The sequence below is a fragment of the Allobosea sp. BE125 genome (assembly GCF_031456075.1).
Classification (GTDB): domain Bacteria; phylum Pseudomonadota; class Alphaproteobacteria; order Rhizobiales; family Beijerinckiaceae; genus Allobosea.
Genome location: NZ_JAVDTY010000004.1, coordinates 276,455 through 296,501, shown reverse-complemented (window position 1 = coordinate 296,501; position 20,047 = coordinate 276,455). Strand labels below are relative to the sequence as shown.

The window sequence follows — 20,047 nt, the reverse complement described above, 5'->3', positions numbered from 1 at the left end:
CGCACCAATCGCAATTTGCAGGCCAGCGGCATTCGGGCAAGGCTCGAGGCTGTCAGGGGCAATGGGAGTGCATATCCGTCGCGCCTTGACGCCCTTGTGTCGGTCCATGCCGATGCGATAGACCCAGACCCGTGACCAAGCGCCCTTTCACCCCGCTGCTCGACCGCGTTCAGACGCCTCAGGATCTGCGCAAGCTCCCCGAGAGCGAATTGCGCCAGCTCGCCGATGAATTGCGGCTGGAGACGATCGACGCGGTTTCCGTTACCGGCGGCCATCTCGGTGCGGGGCTCGGCGTGGTCGAGCTCACGGTCGCGCTGCATCACGTCTTCAATACGCCCGACGACCGGCTGATCTGGGATGTCGGCCACCAGGCCTATCCGCACAAGATCCTGACCGGCCGGCGCGAGCGCATCCGCACGCTGCGCCAGCCCGGCGGCCTGTCGGGCTTCACCAAGCGCTCCGAGAGCGAATACGACCCTTTCGGCGCGGCGCATTCCTCGACCTCGATCTCGGCCGGGCTCGGCATGGCGGTCGCGCGCGATCTCGCGGGCAAGCCCAACAATGTCATCGCCGTGATCGGCGACGGCGCGATGTCGGCCGGCATGGCCTATGAGGCGATGAACAATGCCGGTGCGCTCGGCTCGCGCCTCGTCGTCATCCTGAACGACAACGACATGTCGATCGCCCCGCCAGTGGGGGCGATGTCGGCCTATCTCGCCAGGCTCGTCTCGGGCCGGACCTATCGCTCGCTGCGCGAGGTCGCCAAGCATCTGGCCGAGCGGCTGCCGCGCTTCTTCCACGACAAGGCCAAGCGCACGGAAGAATATGCGCGCGGGTTCTGGACCGGCGGCACGCTGTTCGAGGAACTCGGCTTCTACTATGTCGGGCCGATCGACGGGCATAATCTCGACCATCTCCTGCCCGTGCTGCGCAATGTGCGCGACGCCGGCAACGGCCCGATCCTCGTCCATGTCGTGACGCAGAAGGGCAAGGGTTATGCCCCCGCCGAAGCCAGCGCCGACAAATATCACGGCGTGGTCAAGTTCGATCCGGTCACGGGCCAGCAGGCCAAGGCCCCGGCCAATGCGCCGAGCTACACCGCCGTCTTCGGCAACGCGCTGATCAAGGCCGCGCGCGAGGACGACAAGATCGTCGCCGTGACCGCCGCCATGCCTTCGGGCACCGGGCTCGACGCCTTCGGCAAGGAATTTCCGGGCCGGACCTTCGATGTCGGCATTGCCGAGCAGCATGCGGTCACCTTCGCGGCCGGGCTCGCCACGGAAGGCTACAAGCCGTTCTGCGCGATCTATTCGACCTTCCTGCAGCGCGCCTATGATCAGGTCGTGCATGACGTCGCGATCCAGAAGCTGCCGGTTCGCTTCGCGCTCGACCGCGCCGGCCTCGTCGGCGCGGATGGCGCGACCCATGCGGGCGCTTTCGACATCGCCTATCTCGCCTGCCTGCCCGACATGGTGGTGATGGCCGCAGCGGATGAGGCCGAACTGACTCATATGGTCGCGACCGCGGCCGCCTTCGACGAAGGTCCGATCGCCCTGCGCTATCCGCGCGGCGAGGGCGTCGGCGTCGAGATCCCGCAGATCGGCGTGCCGCTGGAGATCGGCCGCGGCCGCGTGGTGCGCGAGGGTACGCGCGTCGCACTGCTCTCGCTCGGCACAAGGCTGGCGGAATGCCTGATGGCGGCAGAGCAGCTCGGCCAGCGCGGGCTTTCGACCAGCGTCGTCGATGCGCGCTTCGCAAAACCGCTCGACGAGGCGCTGATCCTGCGGCTCGCCCGCGAGCACGAGATCCTCGTCACGGTCGAGGAAGGCTCGGTCGGTGGCTTCGGCAGCCATGTGCTGCATCTCCTGGCGCGCAGCGGCATGCTCGATGGCGGGCTCAAGGTCCGGACCCTGACCCTGCCCGACATCTTCCAGGACCAGGACAAGCCCGAGGCGATGTACGCCCAGGCCGGGCTCGACGCGGCGGGCATCGTGCGCACCGTCGAAGGCGCGCTCGGCGTCCCGAGCGCGATCAAACGGGCCTGAGCGCGTTTCGCGCGCCGTCATGAAGATCCGGGCCGACCAGTTGCTCGTCGAGCGCGGCATCTTCGAGAGCCGGGCGCGGGCGCAGGCCGCCATCGCGGCAGGCCTCGTCACGGCGGATGGCGCGGTCGTCCGCAAGGCATCGGTGATGCTGGCCTCGAATGCGCAGGTCACGGCGGAGGCGCCCCACCCTTACGTCTCGCGCGGCGGCCTCAAGCTTGCAGCCGCGCTCGACGCCTTCGGCTTCGATCCCAAAGGCCGCATCTGCCTCGATGTCGGCGCCTCGACCGGCGGCTTCACCGACGTCCTGCTGAAGCGCGGCGCCGCCCATGTCACCGCCGTCGATGTCGGCCGCGAGCAGTTCCACGCCTCGCTGCGGGAGCATCCCCGCGTGCGCAGCCTGGAGGGGCAGGATGTGCGCAAACTCGCGCCGTCGGACCTGCCGGGGCCGCCTTCGCTGGCTGCGATCGATGTCAGCTTCATCTCGCTCAAGCTCGTCCTGCCCGCAGTCGCTGCGCTGCTGGCTCCCGAGGCCGGGATCGCGGCCTTGATCAAGCCGCAATTCGAGGCCGGCCGGGCGGCGCTGAAGAAGGGCGTCGTGCGCGACGAGGCCGTGCATGAGCGCGTCTGCGCCGAGGTCACCGCCACGCTGGAAGGGCTCGGCTTCGCGATCCTGGGGCTCGCCCCCTCCCCGATCGAGGGCGGCGACGGCAACCGCGAATTCCTGATCGGCGCCAAGCGCGGCTAGCACGCCGTCGATACGGCTTAAACCGTCATTGCGAGCGCAGCGAAGCAATCCAGGGGCCGTCGAGCGAGACCTTCTGGATTGCTTCGTCGCTATCGCTCCTCGCAATGACGGGTCCCCGCTTCGCTGCGCTCGTAATTGTCAGCGCCCGAATAGCGCGTCGATCTCGCTCTGGAGGCCGCGCGTATCGATGCCGCCGAGATCGATCTGCCCGTTGGCGTTGATGAACCGGGTGGCCCGGCCGATCAGGCTGCGCAACGCTTCGCTGGCGACCTCGACGACGATCGATGCCTCCTGTTCGTCGCGCAGATCTCCCAGCAGCGCCGTCACCGTCGCGATCAGCCGGTTCATGGCGCGGCAGAGCTCTTCGAATGCCTGTCTGCGCGCGGGATCGAGAGCCTCATAGGCCTGGAGCGCAGAAGCGGCGCAGCGCAATTGCGACGCTTCGAAATGCCCGCGATAATCGACGACGCGCCAATCCTTGAGATCGTCGAGGATACCGAGATCCATCGGCGCCATCTCGATCAGCATCAGCGCTTCGCCGTAGCGGTTGAGATAGTCGGTCGACAGATGAGGTCCGGCCGCTATGTCCGGTACGTCATCCTCGGCAGCAGCCGGCGCTCGCATCGCAGAGACGGTCATCAAGAGCCCCGGGAATGCGGGGACTATGCGTGTTCAAAGACAAATAAAGTGTTGATCGTGCCCGCCGCACTCGCCACATCTGTCACCCCATGTGCGGTCGCTACGCCATCACCCTGCCCCCCGAGGCGATGCAGAAGCTCTTCGCCTATGGCGAGCGGCCGAACTTCCCGCCGCGCTACAACATCGCGCCGACGCAACCCGTGCCGGTGGTGCGGCTGGACGGGGGCGTGCGCCAGTTCATCCTGATGCGCTGGGGCTTCATCCCCGGCTGGGTCAAGGATGTGAAGAGCTTCCCGCTGGTGATCAATGTCCGGGGCGAGAGCGCGCGCGAAAAGCCGTCCTTCCGCGCGGCCTTCATCCGCCGGCGCTGCCTGATGCCGGCCGACGGCTTCTATGAATGGCACCGCACCGGCCAGGGCCGCCAATCGGAGAACCACGCCTTTCTGTTCCGCCGACCCGATCGCGGCCTGTTCGCCTTTGCGGCGCTCTGGGAGACCTGGCATTCGCCCGACGGCTCGGAGATCGACACCGTCGCCCTGGTCAACGGCCCGGCCAATGGCTTGATGTCGGCGATCCATGACCGCTGCCCGGTGATCCTCGATCCCCGCGACCATGACGCCTGGCTCGACCCTGCCGCCACGCCCGACGAGGCCGCGACGCTGCTGCGCCCGCCCTCGGAGGACCTGCTGGAGATGGTGCGCATCGGCACCGCCGTGAACAAGGTCGTCAATGACGGCCCGCAGGTCCAGGAGCCGTTCGACGCCTCGACCGTCGCGCCCACCCCTGCCCCCGCGCGCCATGCGCGCAAGGCGACTCGCAACCCCGAAAACGAGGGGCAAGGCAGCCTGTTCTAGGACGCGAATTGTGGTCTGATCAGACAGCCGATCGCCGGCAGTGACGAAGCTAAGGATGATGCGTATGCATGGCCGCCGCCCGACGATGAGCTCCCGCCACGGCATGGTCGCCGCCGCCCATCCCCTGGCGGCGCAGGCCGGCGCGCGCCTGCTCGCCCAGGGCGGCAACGCCTTTGACGCCATCGCCGCAACCGCAGCGGCGCTCAACGTGGTCGAGCCCTTCATGTCGAGCCTGTTCGGCATGGGCTCGGCGACGATGTGGGTCGCGGCCGAGAACCGCATCCGGGTGCTCGATTTCGTGCCGCCGATCCAGGCGAGCTTCCCGGCCGAGCGCTTCAGCAAACGCTCCGATCTCGAACGCGGCGCGCTCTCCGTCGCCATGCCGGGCAATCTCGCCGGCTGGTGCGAGATCGCCACGAAATACGGCCGCAGGCCGCTAAGTGACATCCTGGCTCCGGCCATAGCACTCGCTGAGGGCGGCTTCCCGCTCGCCGAGTTCGGCGTCGATGAGTTCAACGAGCAGGCGCCGGTGCTCAAGGCCTGGCCCGAGCTCTATCCGGCCTTCGCCCAGGCCTATCTGCCCGATGGCGCCCCGGTGAAGCTCGGCACGCTGCTGCGCCAGACCGACCTGGCGCGCACCCTCTCCGAGATCGCGGCGAAGGGCCCCGACCATCTCTATCGCGGCGCGCTCGGCGAGCGCATCGTCGCGCATCTCGCCTCGCTTGGCGGCACGATGACGATGGCCGATCTCGCGGCCGTCGCGCCGCGCTGGCGCGAGCCGTTGACGGCCTCCTATCGCGGCCTGGACATCCATGTGCCGCCGCCGACCTGCGAGGCCTTCCAGTTCCTGCTCTCCCTGCGCATTCTCGAGGGCTTCGATCTCGCCAGCCTGCCCAAGGACGGGCCGGAGCATCTCGACCTGGTCTATCGCGCCATCCGGCTCGCGGCCGGCATCCGCATCGCCCACAACAACCCCTCGCCCGAAAAGCTCGTCGAGATCATGTCGGACGCCTTCGTCGAACACTTGCGGGTGCGCCTGCGCGACGGCAAACCGATCACCGGCCCGACTGAGCAATGGACGCCGCAGGAGGGCGAGGACCCGGCCCACACCACCTCGTTTTCGGTCGGCGACACTGATGGCAACCTGATCTGCATCACCAACAGCCTGGGCGCGCCCTTCGGCAGCGGCATCGTGGTGCCGGGCACGGGGCTTTGCCTCAACAACTTCCTCTACTGGGCCGACGTCCAGACCGGCAGCCCCAACCGCTCGAAAGCCGGCTCGGAATTGCCGATGTGCATGTCGCCGAGCATCTCGACGAGGGACGGCAAGCCGGTGCTCGCGCTCGGCACGCCCGGCAGCTACGGCATCATGCAGACGCAAGCGCAGGCGATGGTGCAATATCTCGACTTCGCCCTGCCCTTGCAGGAGGCGATCGAGGCGCCGCGCGCCAGGCTCTGGGACGGCCGCTTCATCCAGGCCGAGGACCGCATCGCGCCGGAGACGATCGCCGAACTGCAGCGGCGCGGCCACGCGATCGAGGCCTTCGATGTCGGCTGGACGATGCGCTGCGGCGGCATGCAGGCGGTCGCGCGCGATCCGGAGACCGGAGTATTGACCGGGGCGGCCGATCCGCGGCGGGATGGGTATGTCGTGGCGGTGTGAGGGAGGGGACTGTCGCCGAGTCCGCTTCGGGTCGAAAGCAGCCTCCCCGTCCTGGTCGCCGTTGTGGCGACCATCCAAGTCTTACGGCGCGGATGACAGGCGGAACCGTTGAAGGCCTGTATTCGGGCTCAAAACGTGGATGGTAGGAACAAGCTCGACCATAACGAAAGGGCGCGGGGAAGCCCTCTCCTGCATCGAAGTCGGGTATACCCGACTTCGACACTCCAAGTGCTGAACCCGGGTATACCCGGGTTCAGTGAGAGGGGCAGGGGTGAGGTGTAGGCCCCTGGACCAGTTGCGTGATGTCATTGCCGTCATTGCGAGCGCAGCGAAGCAATCCAGGGGACGTAGAGCGAGCCCTCCTGGATTGCTTCGCTGCGCTCGCAATGACGATGGAGCAGCGGTGAGGTCATAGCCAAAGCGTCAGACGGCCGACCCCTCACCCTGCCCTCTCCCTACGGGAGAGGATTCCCCGCGCCTATCTCGGCAAGAAAAGGGTCATTCGGCACTCCCCTACCAGCCGCCCTGCGTCGCCGACATGCCCCCGCCCCGCCCGTTTCAGCAGCCGGGCCGTGACTCCGCGCGCATCATCTAGATAAACTGTCTACGAATTTTCGCCTGTGTAGAATTTTATAATCGCTTACACCGCCAATCCGAACAAATTCTTCTCCGGGACCCATCATGACCACGCCGAATTTCGACTTGCTGATCGACCGCCGCGGCACGCATTCGGCGAAATGGGACATGATGGAGGCGAATTTCGGCGTAGCTGCCGCCGACGGCATCGCCATGTGGGTGGCCGACATGGATTTCCAGCCGCCGGCCTGCGTGCAGGCGGCGGTCGAGGCGATGGCCGGGCACGGCGTCTACGGCTATTTCGGTGATGACCGGGCCTATCGCGACGCCATCCGCTGGTGGATGAAAAACCGCCATGGCTGGGAGGTCGAGCCGCAGGCGATCTTCACCACGCATGGGCTGGTCAACGGCACCGCGCTCTGCGTCGAGGCCTATAGCAAGCTCGGCGACGGCATCGTGCTGATGACGCCGGTCTACCACGCCTTCGCCCGCATCATCACTGCTGCCGGCCGGCGCGTCGTCGAATGCCCGCTCGCGCTCGCGGACGGGCGCTATGTCCTCGACATCCCCGGCTGGGATGCGCGCATGACCGGCAGCGAGCGCATGCTGATCCTGTGCTCGCCGCATAATCCGGGCGGGCGCGTCTGGACATCAGACGAGTTGCGCGCCATCGCCGATTTCTGCAAGCGTCACGACCTCATCCTCGTCTCCGACGAGATCCACCATGATCTGGTCATGCCCGGGCAGCGCCATACGGCGATGCCGCTCGCCGCACCGGATATCCTCGACCGCCTGGTGATGATGACGGCGACGACCAAGACCTTCAACCTCGCCGGCAGCCATATCGGCAACGTCATCATTCCCGATGAGGCGCTGCGCGGCCCCTTCCAGGCGCGGATGAATGCGCTCGGCATCTCCCCGAACTCCTTCGGCATGGCCATGGCGACAGCCGCTTACAGCCCCGAGGGCGCGGCCTGGGTCGATGCGCTGGTCGCCTATCTCGACGGCAACCGGCGCCTCTTCGACGAGGGCGTCAGCGCGGTTCCCGGCCTGAGCGCGATGGCGCTGGAAGCGACCTATCTCGGCTGGGTCGATTTCAGCGGGACCGGCATGACCCCGGCCGAATTCATCGCCCGCGTCGAGAAGCAGGCCCGGATCGCCGCCAATCACGGTGCGAGCTTCGGGCTGGGCGGCGATAATTACCTGCGCTTCAACCTCGCAACCCCGCGCGCCGTCGTCGCCGAAGCCGTCGAACGCCTGCAGGACGCGTTTGCTGATTTGCAATAGCGGGGTGGTCGAGGGACAAGAAAGGCTCGGGGAACCCCTCTCCTGTAAGGAGAGGGGCAGGGGTGAGGTGTAGCCCCTGGACCAGTCGAGCGCCAACATCACGGCAAAGCAGCGGTGAGCTCACGGCCAAAGCGTCAAACGGCCTACACCTCACCCTGCCCTCTTCTTGCAAGGACAGGGTTCCCCGCGCTTGCCGATGCGCTCTTTCTCTTCTCGCGCGAGCGGAGAAGAGCGTCCTAAACCACCGCGCCCGGGTTCAGGATCCCTTGCGGATCCAGCGTCGCCTTCAGCGTCTTCATCAAGGCGAGTTCGACCGGGTCCTTGACGCCCGGCAGCAGGTCGCGCTTGAGGCGGCCGATGCCGTGCTCGGCCGAGATCGAGCCATGCATCTCGCTGACGATGGCGTGGACGGCCTGGTTGACCTCGCTCCAGCGGTCGATGAAGGCCTGCTTGTCGGCGCCCACCGGCTGGCTGACGTTGAAGTGGATGTTGCCGTCGCCCATATGGCCGAAAGGCACCGGGCGGCAGCCGGGCACCATCGCGACAACTGCTTCCGAGGCACGGGCGATGAAGGCCGGCACCGCATGCAGCGGCACCGAGACGTCGTGCTTGATGGAGCCGCCCTCATAGGTCTGCACCTCGGAGAGCATCTCCCGCAGCTTCCAGAAATCATTGCGCTGGTTGAGGGAGCCAGCGAGCGCGGCGTCCGTCACGAGCCCCTTTTCCAGCGCCTCGCCGAGGAAGGTCTCGACCGCCTCGTCGAGCCCGCTGGCCGACTGGGCGCAGACCTCCATCAGCACATACCAGGGCGAGGGCTCCGAGAGCGGGTCGCGCGCGCCCGAGGCATGGCGCAGCACGAAATCGAGCCCGGTGCGCGAGAGGATCTCGAAGGTCGTCAGCGTGCCGCCGGCTCCGGCCTTGGCGGCGTTGAGCAGCGCCAGCGCCTCGTCGGGCGAGGGCACGGCGAGGAAGGCCGTGGCGCGCGCGGCGGGCAGCGGGAAGAGCTTCAAAACGGCTGCCGTGATGATGCCGAGCGTGCCTTCCGCCCCGATGAAGAGGTTCTTCAGGTCGTAGCCGGTGTTGTCCTTGCGGAGCTGGCGCAAGCCGTTCCAGACCCGGCCATCGGCGAGCACGACCTCGAGCCCCATGCAAAGCTCGCGGGCATTGCCATACGCCAGCACCGCCGTGCCGCCGGCATTGGTCGAGAGATTGCCGCCGATGGTGCAGCTGCCTTCAGACGCCAGCGAGAGCGGGAAGAGCCGGCCGGCCGCCTCAGCCGCTTCCTGCGCCTTCTGCAGCGTCAGCCCGGCCTCGACGGTCATGGTGTCGCTGTCGGGATCGACGGCGCGGATCCTGTCCATGCGCTGCAGCGAGAGGATGATCTCGCGCCCCTCCGCCACCGGGATCTGCCCGCCGACGAGGCCGGTATTGCCGCCCTGGGGCACGAGCGTCGTACCCGTAGCAGCCGCAAGCTTGACCAGCGCCACGACCTCGTCGGTCGAGGCGGGCCGGACGATGGCTTGCGCCTTGCCGCGGAACAGATCGCGCCATTCCTTGAGATAAGGCACCATCGCGTCAGCGTCGGTGATGACGTTCTTCGCGCCGACAATCGCCGACATCCGATCCAGGATTTCGCTGCTCATGAGGTCTCCAGGCTTCAACGCTTGCCGGCGCGCCTGAACAGGCCGACGAGTTCGATATGGGCTGAATAGCGGAACTGGTCGATGGGCGTGACGCCCTCCAGCGCATATCCCCCCGCGATCAGGATCGCGGCGTCGCGGGCAAAGCTGCCGACATCGCAGGAGACATAGACGACGCTGGCAACCTTCGAGGCCGCAAGCCGCTTCGCCTGCGCTTCCGCGCCGGCGCGCGGCGGATCGAGCACCACTGCGTCGAAGGCGTTCAGCTCATGCTCCAGCAAGGGCCGCCGGAACAGATCGCGGGTTTCCGAGGTGATCCGCTTGAGGCCTTGCGTCGCGCCGGCCGCGCGCGTCAGGGCCAGGATCGCCGCCTTCTCGCTTTCGACGGCATGGACCTGCGCCTTCCCAGCGAGGCGGAAGCTGAAGGGACCGCAACCGGCGAAAAGATCGGCGACGCGCCTGGCCTTGGGCAGAGCCCCAACGACCAACTCCGAAATCTTCTCCTCGCCCAAAGTGGTCGCCTGCAGGAAGCCGCCGGGAGCCGGCGCCACCATCGCCTTGCCCATTGTCTGGAGCGGGGATCGGCGTTCGACGATGATCTCGCCATGCATCGACAGCCTGGCCAGATCGAGCCGCTCGGCCGCCTCCGTCAGTGAAAGCCGGAGCTTGTCGCCGGCCGGGCCATGGCCGCGAATATCGACATCGAGCCCGGTATCCGAGGCGGTGACCTGCAGATCGAGCGGCTTGTTGGAACCGCCGAGCCGGTTCGCCAGCAATTGCGCCACAGCCGGAGCCCGCGCCAGGCCGGGCGCCAGGACCGGGCAGGCCTCGACCGCGACGAGATCATGGCTGCGCGCCGCCATGAAGCCGACCATCATGCCGGGCCCCTCGCGCCTGGCATGGAAGGTGACGCGACGGCGGCCCGCGCCATGGGCGTCGACCAGATCGGCGACGGGCGCCGTGACACCGGCGCGCTCGAGCGCGGTGACGACCTGCTGGCGCTTCCAGCTCCGGTAGAGACCCTCTTCCATATGCTGGGCAGCGCAGCCGCCGCAGCGGGTGAAGAGCGGGCAGATCGCGGCGATGCGGGATTGCGCCGGTGCGATGATCTCGACGAGCTGGCCGCGATCGCCGTCGCGGACGACGCGCACGGTCTCGCCCGGCAGCGCATAGGGCACGAAGACCGGCCCATTGGCCGTCTTCGCGACGCCGTCGCCCTTCTGGCCGAGATGGTCGATCAGGAGCGTTTCATTCATCGCCAGCCCTCCTGCAGCGCTTTCCTTCTCCTGCGGCTTCCTTCCGGCGAGCATTCTTCCAACCTTGTCCGAGCGCGTGGGCTCGTGGTGACCTGAGCGTCGCTTTCGCCTATCAGGTCGGAGGCAAACAGGGAAATCGCGACATGAGCATCCGCGACGGCGTCATCGAGGCGATCGGCAATACGCCGCTGATCAAACTGAAGCGCGCCTCGGCCGAGACCGGCTGCACCATCCTCGGCAAGGCCGAATTCATGAATCCCGGCCAGTCGGTCAAGGACCGCGCCGCGCTCGCCATCATCCGCGACGCCGAACGGCGCGGCACGTTGCGGCCGGGTGGCGTCATCGTCGAGGGCACGGCCGGCAATACGGGCATCGGCATCGCGCTCGTCGGCAATGCGCTCGGCTACCGCTCGGTGATCGTGATCCCGGAGACGCAGAGCCAGGAAAAGAAGGACATGCTGCGGCTGGCCGGCGCGACGCTGGTCGAGGTACCGGCTGTCGGCTACGTCAACCCCAACAATTATGTGAAGGTCTCGGGCCGCCTCGCCGAAGAGCTGGCGAAGACCGAGCCCAATGGCGCGATCTGGGCGAACCAATTCGACAATACCGCCAACCGCCAGGGCCATATCGAGACGACCGGCCCGGAGATCTGGGCGCAGACGCAGGGCAAGGTCGACGGCTTCATCTGCGCCGTCGGCTCGGGCGGGACGCTGGCCGGCGTCGGCATCGCGCTGAAGGGCTTCAACCCGAAGATCACGATCGGCCTCGCCGATCCGCTCGGGGCGGCGCTGCATTCCTTCTACACCACCGGCGAGCTCAAATCGGAAGGCTCCTCGATCACCGAGGGCATCGGCCAGGGTCGGATCACCAAGAACCTGGAGGGCGCGCCGATCGACGTTTCCTTCCAGATCCCCGACAGCGAAGCAGTGCCTGTCGTCTTCGACCTCCTCGAGCATGAGGGCCTGTGCCTGGGCGGCTCCTCGGGCATCAATGTCGCCGGCGCGATCCGGCTGGCAAAGCAGATGGGCCCTGGCCACACCATCGTGACCATCCTCTGCGATTACGGCACGCGCTATCAGTCGAAGCTGTTCAATCCCGATTTCCTGCGCTCGAAGGGTCTGCCGACGCCGGCCTGGCTGGAGCGGGGCGATGCGGGCCTGAAAGACGTGATGGCGCGCGTGCTCGGATAGCGCATCTTCGAGCGAAGCCCGACACCGGCTCGCGTGAAGAAGACGCTTCTAGCGCGATTACTGGATGGCCTTGACGCTGCTCATGATCGTATCGATCGCCGCGCCATGCTTGGTGCGTTCCGCGTCCGAGCCCCAGAGCGTCAGCATGATCACGCGGTTCTTGCCGGCCGGCAGCAGGATGAGCTCGACGGTGGTCGGGCCGCTATCGTCGCTCGTCTCGAACTGGAAGATCGTCGCCGGGATGCCGTTGAAGGGCGTTTCCACCTTCTTGGGCGGCACATCCTTGATGTTGTTTTCCTTCATCCAGGCCGCGTTGTTGTCGATCATCCTGCCGACATCACGGGCGCTGGCGAACTCGACGGAGAAGAAGATGTCCTTGTCCGGAGACCGGGCGGAATAGCCATAGGTGATCGCATCGGTCTCCCAGCTATCGGGCACCGTGATCGTCACAGCCGGATTCTTGTCCGGGACCGCGACATTGCGGGCACAGGCGTTCGTCGCGAACAGGCTCAACAGAGCGGCCGCGGCCAGAAGCATTCTCATAAACTCGTCCGAATCGTTCTTGGCTTCCGCCACAGCGCGCGAAGCTGCGGCAACGCTTGCCATGCAAGCGCGTGGGCACAAGCTCACGCCTGGCCGGCGTCAACACGAATCTTTGCAAGGATGCTGCTTGCGTGGCTGTCCTGGTTGCGCGGAGGCCCGGGATGATGGCGCATTTCAAAGAGGCCAATTGAGACTTGAGCCCTCATCCTGAGGAGCCGCGAAGCGGCGTCTCGAAGGATGGTTCAGGAGGTTCTGGAGCCTCGACGCGCATCCTTCGAGAGCCATGCCTAAGGCATGGCTCCTCAGGATGAGGGCTGAGGGAGGTTTCAACCACCCTCCAAGAAAGGACGGCCTCGCTACAGCCACTTCTTCCAGCGGAAGAACAGGTAGGGCAGGATCGCGAAGACGACCATCATCGCCAGCGCCATCGGGTAGCCATGGGCCCATTCGAGCTCCGGCATCGCCTTGAAGTTCATGCCGTAGATCGAGGCGATCAGGGTCGGCGGCATCAGCACCACCGCGACGACCGAGAACAGCTTGATGATCTTGTTCTGCTCCAGCCCGACGAGGCCGAGCGTCGCATCGAGCATAAATTGCAGCTTGCTGGAGATGAAGGTGGCGTGTTCCTCGATCGCCTGGACGTCGCGGATCGCCGAGCGCCATTCCGGCGTGATCGCGCTGGCCGATTTCTTGGAGCGCTTGAAATTGGCCGAGAGGAACAACAGCACGCGCTCCACCGAGACCATGCTCTCGCGCACATTGGAGATGAGGTGCTCGTACTGGCCGATCTTGCGGATCACGGCCTGATAGGCGCCGCCCTGCTCGACATCCGAGCTCTTGCCGTCAAAAATCTGCCGCGAACGGGCGTCGATCCTGTCGCCGACGCCGCGCAGGACCTCGGCGGCGCGGTCGACGATCGCCTCGATCAGCCCTTCCAGCACGGCGGCTGGCTCCATGCCGCAGCCATCGGGCTTGGTCGCGCGGTTGAGGAAGATGCCGAAGGCGCCGGGCTCGTCATAGCGCACCGTGACCAGCGCCGCCTCGGTCAGGATGAAGGTGACGTCGGCGAGCTTGGGGACGTCGGTCTCCGACTGGCAGATGACCCGCGCCGTCATGTAATGCGCGCCGTTCTCGGTATAGATGATCTCGGAGGGCTCGAGGTCGTGCATCTCCTCGCGGGTCGGGATCGAGATGCCGAGATGGGCCTCGATCTTCTTGTCCTCGAGCGAGGTCGGCTTGAGCAGGTCGATCCAGACCGCGCCTTTCGGGATCGGCTCGTCCGTCGTCAATGTGCGGCGAATCAGGCGGTCGCCGTGATCGGGACAGACATTGTGGATCAGGAGCATGGCAGGCGACTTTCAGCTGCGGCGAGCAAGCCCTTTGCTGCGCCGCAAGAACCCCAAGCGCTCCATCATGTCAAACCGATGACAGCCCGCGCGCGCGTCCTTCACATCCCGCCCTTGACGCCCTCGGGCGGCTTGCTCGCGGCCGGCACGAAGAAGTCCGGCATCAAGGGCACGGAGGGGTCGACGCGATAGGGCATGAAGTCGGTGACGCCTTCGCTTGCCAGGAAGCTGTCATCGATCAGGAACTGGCCCGAGAATTCGCGCGCCGGCTTGCCGAAGATCAGATGAGCGGCGTCGGCGAGGATCTCCGGCGTGCGGCTCGCCTGCACCATCTTGTCGCCGCCGAGCAGGTTCTGCACCGCCGCGGTCGCGATCGTCGTGCGCGGCCAGAGCGCGTTGACGGCGATGCCCTTCGGCGCGAGCTCGCCGGCGAGGCCGAGCACGCACAGGCTCATGCCGTATTTGGCGATCGAATAGGCCAGATGCGGCGCAAACCAGCGCATCGCCAGGTCGAGCGGCGGCGAGAGCATCAGGATATGCGGGTTCTCCGCCTTCTCCAGATGCGGAATCGCGTATTTCGAGACCATGAAGGTGCCGCGCGTGTTGATCTGCTGCATCAGATCGAAGCGCTTCATGTCGGTCATCTGCGTGTTGGTCAGCGAGATCGCGCTGGCATTGTTCACGACGATGTCGATGCCGCCGAAGCGCTCCGCCGTCTTGGCGATGGCGCCGGCCACGCTCGCCTCGTCGCGGACATCGACCATCAGCGGCAGGCATTGCCCGCCGGCCGCCTCGATCTCGGCGGCGGCGGTATAGATCGTGCCCGCGAGCTTGGGATGCGGCTCGGCCGTCTTGGCGGCGATGGTGACATTGGCGCCGTCGCGCGCGGCCTTGAGCGCGATGGCGAGCCCGATGCCGCGCGAGCCGCCAGTGATGAACAGCGTCTTGTTCTTGAGCGACATGACTGACCTCCCTCAGGCTGGAATGGTGAAGCGGTCCGGCTGCGTGCCGTCCCGATCGGTGAAGCCATAGGCGCGGGCGAGATCGGCGACATGCAGCACCTGGCCGGCATGGCGGGCGACATCGGGATCAGCGGCAAGCGCCGCGACCGCACGGCCGGCATAGAGCGGGCTCTCGGTCGTCTCCGCCGCCATGCCGGCGTCAGCGACGCGCTCGGTCAGGACATGGCCGGGGGACAGGCCCAGCGCCGTGACGCCGAACGGCTTGAGCTCATGGGCCATCGCCAGGGTCAGGCGGTTCATCGCCGTCTTGGCGAGATCGTAGAAGACATCGCCGAGATAGCCGCCGGCCGTGTCGAAGCTGACCGTGACGATCAGGCCTTTGCGCATCTGCACCATGGCGGGCGCGACCGCCCGCGCCAGCAGCAGTTGCGCATAGACGCCGCTCTCGAAATTCTGGCCGAGCCTTGCCGCCGGCCTGCGCCAGAACGGTGCGCCGAATTGCGAGCCATCGGGATAGCGCTCGCCATCATAGCCCTCATTGCCGCCCCAGACGGCATCGACCACGCAGTCGAGCCGGCCGAAGCGGCGCAAGGCCCAGGAGACAAGCGTATCGACCTCGCGCTCCTGCATATGGTCGCAGCGATAGGGATGGCCCTTGCCGCCGGCGGCCTCGACCTCGCGCGCCGTATCCTCGAAGGTCTCCTGACGCTGATCGGTGCGGGGGCCGGCCTCGCTTGAGCGGCCTGTGACGATGACGGTCGCGCCGGCTTCGCCCAACGCCCTGGCGATACCGCGCCCAAGCCCGCGCGAGGCGCCCGCGACCAGGCAGATGCGGCCTGCGAGCGCGCGCGGGGCTTCGCTCACGCCGCAAAGACCGCGTCGGCGTCCTCGACTGCGCCGGCGCCTTCCGTCACCGCCAATTCCAGCGCCGGGGCCTCGGTGACGACGTGCTCGGCGAAGAAGCGGGCCGTGGCGACCGCCGCTGCGCCGTTCTCCTCGGAGCGCATGGCGAGCGCCTTCCGGGCGAGGCCGGTGCCGCCTTGCGCCAAGGCGAAGAGCTTGAGATAGGGCGTCGCACCGGCGAGCACCTCGCCCGGCTTGGCGCCCATCGTCGCCAGCATCCAGTCGGTGGCGCGCTCCAGCGCGTCGACTGCGGCCTTCAGCCGGGCTGCGCTGTGGCCAAAGCCTGGCGTATTGGCGCCCTCGACCTCGCCGACCACGCCGCGCATCTCGCCGATCAGCGCCTTGACCGCCTCGCCGCCGGAAAGCGGCAGCTTGCGCAGCACGAGGTCGATCGCCTGGATGCCGTTGGTGCCCTCATAGATCGTGCAGATGCGGGCATCGCGCAGATGCTGGGCGGCGCCGGTCTCCTCGATGAAGCCCATGCCGCCATGGATCTGCACGCCGGTCGAGGCGACATCGATGCCGATATCGGTGGCATAGGCCTTGGCGACGGGGGTGAGGATCGCGGCGCGCTCGCTGGCCGCCTTGCGCCTGGCCTCGTCGGTCTCGCGATGGCTGCGGTCGAGCGCGGCGGCGACCATGTAGGAGATGGCGCGGGCGGCTTGCGTCTTGGCGCGCATGTCCATGAGCATGCGGCGCACATCGGGATGCACGATGATCGGGCTCATTGCCGAACCCTTGGCCGAACCCTTGGGTGCGTCGAGCGCCGCGCCCTGGCGGCGCTCCCCGGCGAAGGCCAGCGCCTGCTGATAGGCGCGCTCGGCAATGGCGACGCCCTGCAGCGCGACGTTGAGGCGAGCATTGTTCATCATCGTGAACATGCAGGCGAGACCGCGATTCTCCTCGCCGATCAGCCAGCCGACCGCTCCGCCCTGGTCGCCATAGGCCATGGAGCAGGTCGGCGAGGCGTGGATGCCGAGCTTGTGCTCGATGCCGGAGCAACGCAGGTCGTTATGGGCGCCAAGCGTTCCATCGGCATTGACGAGGTATTTCGGCACCAGGAAGAGCGAGATGCCGCGCGTGCCGGGAGGGGCATCGGGCAGGCGCGCGAGGACGAGATGGATGATGTTCTCCGTCATCCCATGCTCGCCATAGGTGATGAAGATCTTCTGGCCGGTGATGCGGTAGGTGCCGTCGCCGGCGCGCTCGGCCTTGGAGCGTAGCGCATTCAGATCGGAGCCCGCCTGCGGCTCGGTCAGGTTCATCGTGCCCATCCACTCGCCCGAAACGAGTTTCGCCAGATAGGTCTGCTTGAGATGGTCGGAGCCATGGGCGTGAACGGCCTCGATCGCACCGATCGTCAGCAGCGGCCCGAGCGCGAAGGCGAGCGAGGCCGAGTTCCACATCTCGGTGCAGGCCGATTGCAGCAGCGTCGGCAGGGCCTGGCCGCCATAGATCTCCGGGCCCGGAAGGGCGTTCCAGCCGGCTTCCGCCCAGGCCTTGTAGGCTTCCTTCCAGCCCGGCGGCGTGGTGACGACGCCATCCTTCAAGGTCGAGCCATGGGTATCGCCGACCCGGTTGAGCGGGGCGATCACGTCTCCGGCGAATTTCGCCGCCTCCTCCAGCACGGCATCTGTGAGGCCGCCATCGAGCTCCGGCGCGAGCCCCTCCGCGATCAGCCCGTCGAGGCCGGCGACATGGCGCAAGGTGGCGATGATGTCCTCGACCGGGGCGCGGTAGCTCATGAAATTCTCCCTGGAAGCCCGCATATCCTGCCTGATCGGCGGATGAGGGTCTGCTTTTGACGTTGCCGCGATGTTAGCGAGGAACTATCCCCGACGCCACGCGCAGGCGAGCGCGACCTTCGTCACTTACCTGCGCCCATGGCCTGCTGCAGATATAGTTTATATATAAACCAATTGAGGTCAATCGTGCCCGATCAACGCGTCACGCAGCGGCTGGACGACAGCGCAGCCGGCATCGCCACTGCGGCCGCATTGCTGCGCGCGGGCAAGCTCGTGGCGCTGCCGACGGAGACGGTCTACGGGCTGGCGGCGGACGCGACCTCCGGTACTGCGGTCGCCGGCATCTACGCGGCCAAGGAGCGGCCGAGCTTCAACCCGCTGATCGCGCATCTGCCCGACCTCGCTGCTGCCCAGCGGCAGGGCCTGTTCGACGCCAATGCATTGGCCCTGGCGCGCGCCTTCTGGCCGGGGCCCCTGACGCTGGTGGTGCCGGTCTCGAGCGGCTGCAGCGTCAGCGAGTTGGCGCGGGCGGGGCTTGCGACGGTGGCGCTGCGCGTGCCGTCCCATCCGGTCGCACAGGCGATCCTGCAAGCAGCGGGGCGGCCCATCGCCGCCCCCTCCGCCAACCGCTCCGGCCGGGTCAGCGCCACCAGCGCCGCGCATGTGCTGGCCGATCTCGACGGGCGCATCGATGCGGTGCTCGATGCCGGCCCGACCAAGGTCGGCGTCGAATCGACGATCGTCGCCTGCCTCGATGGCGCGCCGCGCCTGCTGCGCCCCGGCGGCGTGCCGAGCGTCGCGATCGAGGGCGTGATCGGGCGCTCGCTCGTGCTTGCCGGCGAATCGGGCGCCGCGCCGATCTCGCCGGGTCTGCTGGCCTCACATTATGCCCCGGCAGCCGGCGTCAGGCTCGACGCGGAAGGGCCGCGTGACGGCGAGGCCTGGCTCGGCTTCGGGCCTGAGCCGACCACGCTGTCGCCCGCGACGCTCCAACTCAATCTCAGCCCGGCGGGCGATCTCATGGAAGCAGCCGCGAACCTCTTCGGCTATCTGCGCCAGCTCGACATGGCCGCGCCGGCGACCATCGCCATCGCGGCGATCCCAATGCATGGGCTGGGCGAGGCGATCAACGACCGGCTGCAGCGCGCCGCCGCGCCGCGCTGAAGTCAACAAGCACCATCTTGCAAAGCTGCAAGATATCGGCTTGGGTCCGCTCTCCAAGGCAGGGAAATCGCATTGGTTTTTTGAGCCCTCATCCTGAGGAGCCGCGAAGCGGCGTCTCGAAGGATGCTCCAGTCTGCAGCAGAGACGCCTTCTGGAGCATCCTTCGAGACGCGCTTCCTGCGGAAGCGCTCCTCAGGGTGAGGGCTGTGGGGCTAAATGCGATAGCCCTGTCTCCAAGGGGACAGGCCGCCAATGAATTCCAATCTCGCCTGGGACGATTTCCGCCTGATCAAGGCGATCGCCGACCATGACGGGCTGACAGGCGCGGCGAATGCGCTCGGCGTCAATCATTCCACGGTCTTCCGCCGTCTCGGCCAGATCGAGGAGCAGCTCGGCCTGCCTTTGTTCGAGCGCCGCAAGACCGGCTATGTCGCGACCGTCGCCGGCACCGAGATGGCGGCGCTCGCGAACCGCATGGATGAGGACGTCACCGCCTTCGGCCTGCGCCTGGCGGGGCGCGATGTCGCGCCGTCGGGCGAGGTGCGCGTGACCACGACCGACACGCTTTATCTCAACGTCCTGCTGCCGATCTTCGCGGCCTTCCGCCAGGCGCATCCCTTGATCCGCCTCGACATCGTCGTCGGCAACCAGACGCTGAACCTGTCGAAGCGCGATGCCGATGTCGCGATCCGCGCCAATGACTCGCCGGGCGAGACCCTGGTCGGGCGCCGGCTCGCGACCCTGAACTGGGCGATCTACGGCCGCGCCCAGGACGGGCTGACGCCCGCCGAGCAGGCCGACCCGAAAGCGCTCTTCCAGCGTGACTGGGTCGCGCTTGGCGACCAGCTCGGCTATGTGAAGGCTGCCCGCTATGTCCGCGAGCGCGTCGCGCCCGAGCGGATCGCGCTGAAGAGTTCGGCCGTGCTGGGCATGACCGAGGCGGTCGAGCAGGGCTTCGGCATCGGCCCCCTGCCCTGCTTCATCGCCGACCAGCGACCGGGCCTCGTCCGCTTGATGCCGCCCGACCCGGAATTCTCGACCGGCCTGTGGATCCTGACCCATCCCGATATCCGGCATGCGCCGCGGGTGCGCGCCTTCATGGATTTCTGCGGCAACGAACTGGCGAAGAAGCGCGGGCTGATCGAGGGGACGGGGTGAGGAGCCCGGTTCCACGCTCAGCCTGATGGCCGATATCTTCGGCGAGGAGCGGGCCCGCAAGGTCCAGCTGCAGATGGACTACGACCCGCAGCCGCCCTTCCCCGGCGGCTCGCCTGCGAGCGCTCCGCCCGAGTTGGTCGCCGCCGTGACGCAGGACGCGGCGAAATGGCAGAGCGAGCGGGAGCAGATCGCGCGGCGCGCCGCTGCAGCCCTGGCCTGAGCTGGAGCCTTGCCAGGAAAAAACGGGTGCCTGTTTCTCGCGCGCAATGCTCAGGGGACGATTTTGGCCTGAACCACACCGTCATTGCGAGGAGCAAAGCGACGAAGCAAT

General features: G+C 67.1%; 17 protein-coding genes. 9 read left to right on the top strand and 8 right to left on the bottom strand.

The annotated features are described in order from the left end of the window. Positions 1-131: 131 nt before the first annotated feature. Positions 132-2,045 carry a 1-deoxy-D-xylulose-5-phosphate synthase gene (dxs, locus tag J2Y55_RS12165; protein ID WP_310152875.1) on the top strand — a complete coding sequence of 638 codons (1,914 nt, stop codon included), beginning with the start codon at positions 132-134 and terminating at the stop codon, positions 2,043-2,045. Between the two features lie 19 nt (positions 2,046-2,064). After that, the gene (locus tag J2Y55_RS12160) at positions 2,065-2,790 is read left to right on the top strand and encodes a TlyA family RNA methyltransferase (RefSeq protein ID WP_310152872.1); all 726 of its coding nucleotides are present in this window, start codon (positions 2,065-2,067) and stop codon (positions 2,788-2,790) included. A gap of 138 nt (positions 2,791-2,928) precedes the next feature. On the opposite strand, the gene J2Y55_RS12155 is transcribed toward J2Y55_RS12160, so the two are convergent. Continuing rightward, positions 2,929-3,429: a hypothetical protein gene (locus J2Y55_RS12155; protein WP_310152868.1), complete on the bottom strand. Its 501-nt coding sequence runs from the start codon at positions 3,427-3,429 to the stop codon at positions 2,929-2,931. 89 nt (positions 3,430-3,518) lie between these two features. Here J2Y55_RS12155 and J2Y55_RS12150 point away from each other — a divergent pair, with 89 nt between their 5' ends. From J2Y55_RS12150 to J2Y55_RS12140, 3 genes are all read left to right on the top strand, one after another. After that, on the top strand, positions 3,519-4,283 hold the full coding sequence (locus J2Y55_RS12150) for an SOS response-associated peptidase (protein ID WP_310152864.1): 765 nt from the start codon (positions 3,519-3,521) through the stop codon (positions 4,281-4,283). A 64-nt stretch (positions 4,284-4,347) separates the two neighbouring features. Continuing rightward, entirely contained in the window at positions 4,348-5,946 is a 1,599-nt protein-coding gene (locus J2Y55_RS12145) for a gamma-glutamyltransferase family protein (protein WP_310152861.1), read from the top strand. 681 nt (positions 5,947-6,627) lie between these two features. Then, on the top strand, positions 6,628-7,809 hold the full coding sequence (locus tag J2Y55_RS12140) for a MalY/PatB family protein (protein ID WP_310152858.1): 1,182 nt from the start codon (positions 6,628-6,630) through the stop codon (positions 7,807-7,809). A gap of 236 nt (positions 7,810-8,045) precedes the next feature. Here the strand turns inward: J2Y55_RS12140 and J2Y55_RS12135 are convergent, their stop codons facing one another. Together J2Y55_RS12135 and J2Y55_RS12130 are read right to left on the bottom strand one after the other, a co-directional pair. Further along, complete coding sequence (locus tag J2Y55_RS12135; RefSeq protein WP_310152855.1) at positions 8,046-9,452, bottom strand: FAD-binding oxidoreductase; 1,407 nt, start codon at positions 9,450-9,452, stop codon at positions 8,046-8,048. 14 nt (positions 9,453-9,466) lie between these two features. Next, complete coding sequence (locus J2Y55_RS12130; RefSeq protein WP_310152853.1) at positions 9,467-10,705, bottom strand: class I SAM-dependent RNA methyltransferase; 1,239 nt, start codon at positions 10,703-10,705, stop codon at positions 9,467-9,469. A gap of 143 nt (positions 10,706-10,848) precedes the next feature. On the opposite strand from J2Y55_RS12130, the gene J2Y55_RS12125 reads away from it, so the two are divergent. Beyond that, the gene (locus J2Y55_RS12125; protein WP_310152850.1) at positions 10,849-11,895 is read left to right on the top strand and encodes a cysteine synthase A; all 1,047 of its coding nucleotides are present in this window, start codon (positions 10,849-10,851) and stop codon (positions 11,893-11,895) included. A 57-nt stretch (positions 11,896-11,952) separates the two neighbouring features. On the opposite strand, the gene J2Y55_RS12120 is transcribed toward J2Y55_RS12125, so the two are convergent. From J2Y55_RS12120 to J2Y55_RS12100, 5 genes are all read right to left on the bottom strand, one after another. Continuing rightward, complete coding sequence (locus tag J2Y55_RS12120; RefSeq protein ID WP_310152847.1) at positions 11,953-12,432, bottom strand: hypothetical protein; 480 nt, start codon at positions 12,430-12,432, stop codon at positions 11,953-11,955. 362 nt (positions 12,433-12,794) lie between these two features. After that, positions 12,795-13,784, bottom strand: coding sequence for a magnesium transporter CorA family protein (locus tag J2Y55_RS12115; protein ID WP_310152844.1), 990 nt, complete (start codon positions 13,782-13,784; stop codon positions 12,795-12,797). A gap of 101 nt (positions 13,785-13,885) precedes the next feature. Continuing rightward, a complete protein-coding gene (locus J2Y55_RS12110; protein ID WP_310152841.1) occupies positions 13,886-14,746 on the bottom strand; it encodes an SDR family oxidoreductase in 861 nt (286 codons plus the stop codon). 12 nt (positions 14,747-14,758) lie between these two features. Next, positions 14,759-15,610, bottom strand: a complete 852-nt coding sequence (locus J2Y55_RS12105; protein ID WP_310152838.1) for an SDR family NAD(P)-dependent oxidoreductase — start codon at positions 15,608-15,610, stop codon at positions 14,759-14,761. After that, entirely contained in the window at positions 15,607-17,394 is a 1,788-nt protein-coding gene (locus J2Y55_RS12100; protein WP_310152835.1) for an acyl-CoA dehydrogenase, read from the bottom strand. Before J2Y55_RS12100 ends, J2Y55_RS12105 begins: the two co-directional genes overlap by 4 nt. A gap of 138 nt (positions 17,395-17,532) precedes the next feature. Here J2Y55_RS12100 and J2Y55_RS12095 point away from each other — a divergent pair, with 138 nt between their 5' ends. From J2Y55_RS12095 to J2Y55_RS12085, 3 genes are all read left to right on the top strand, one after another. Continuing rightward, a complete protein-coding gene (locus tag J2Y55_RS12095; protein WP_404978892.1) occupies positions 17,533-18,558 on the top strand; it encodes an L-threonylcarbamoyladenylate synthase in 1,026 nt (341 codons plus the stop codon). A gap of 252 nt (positions 18,559-18,810) precedes the next feature. After that, positions 18,811-19,716: a LysR family transcriptional regulator gene (locus J2Y55_RS12090; RefSeq protein WP_310152828.1), complete on the top strand. Its 906-nt coding sequence runs from the start codon at positions 18,811-18,813 to the stop codon at positions 19,714-19,716. A 25-nt stretch (positions 19,717-19,741) separates the two neighbouring features. Continuing rightward, entirely contained in the window at positions 19,742-19,936 is a 195-nt protein-coding gene (locus tag J2Y55_RS12085; protein ID WP_310152825.1) for a hypothetical protein, read from the top strand. The last annotated feature ends 111 nt before the right edge of the window (positions 19,937-20,047 follow it).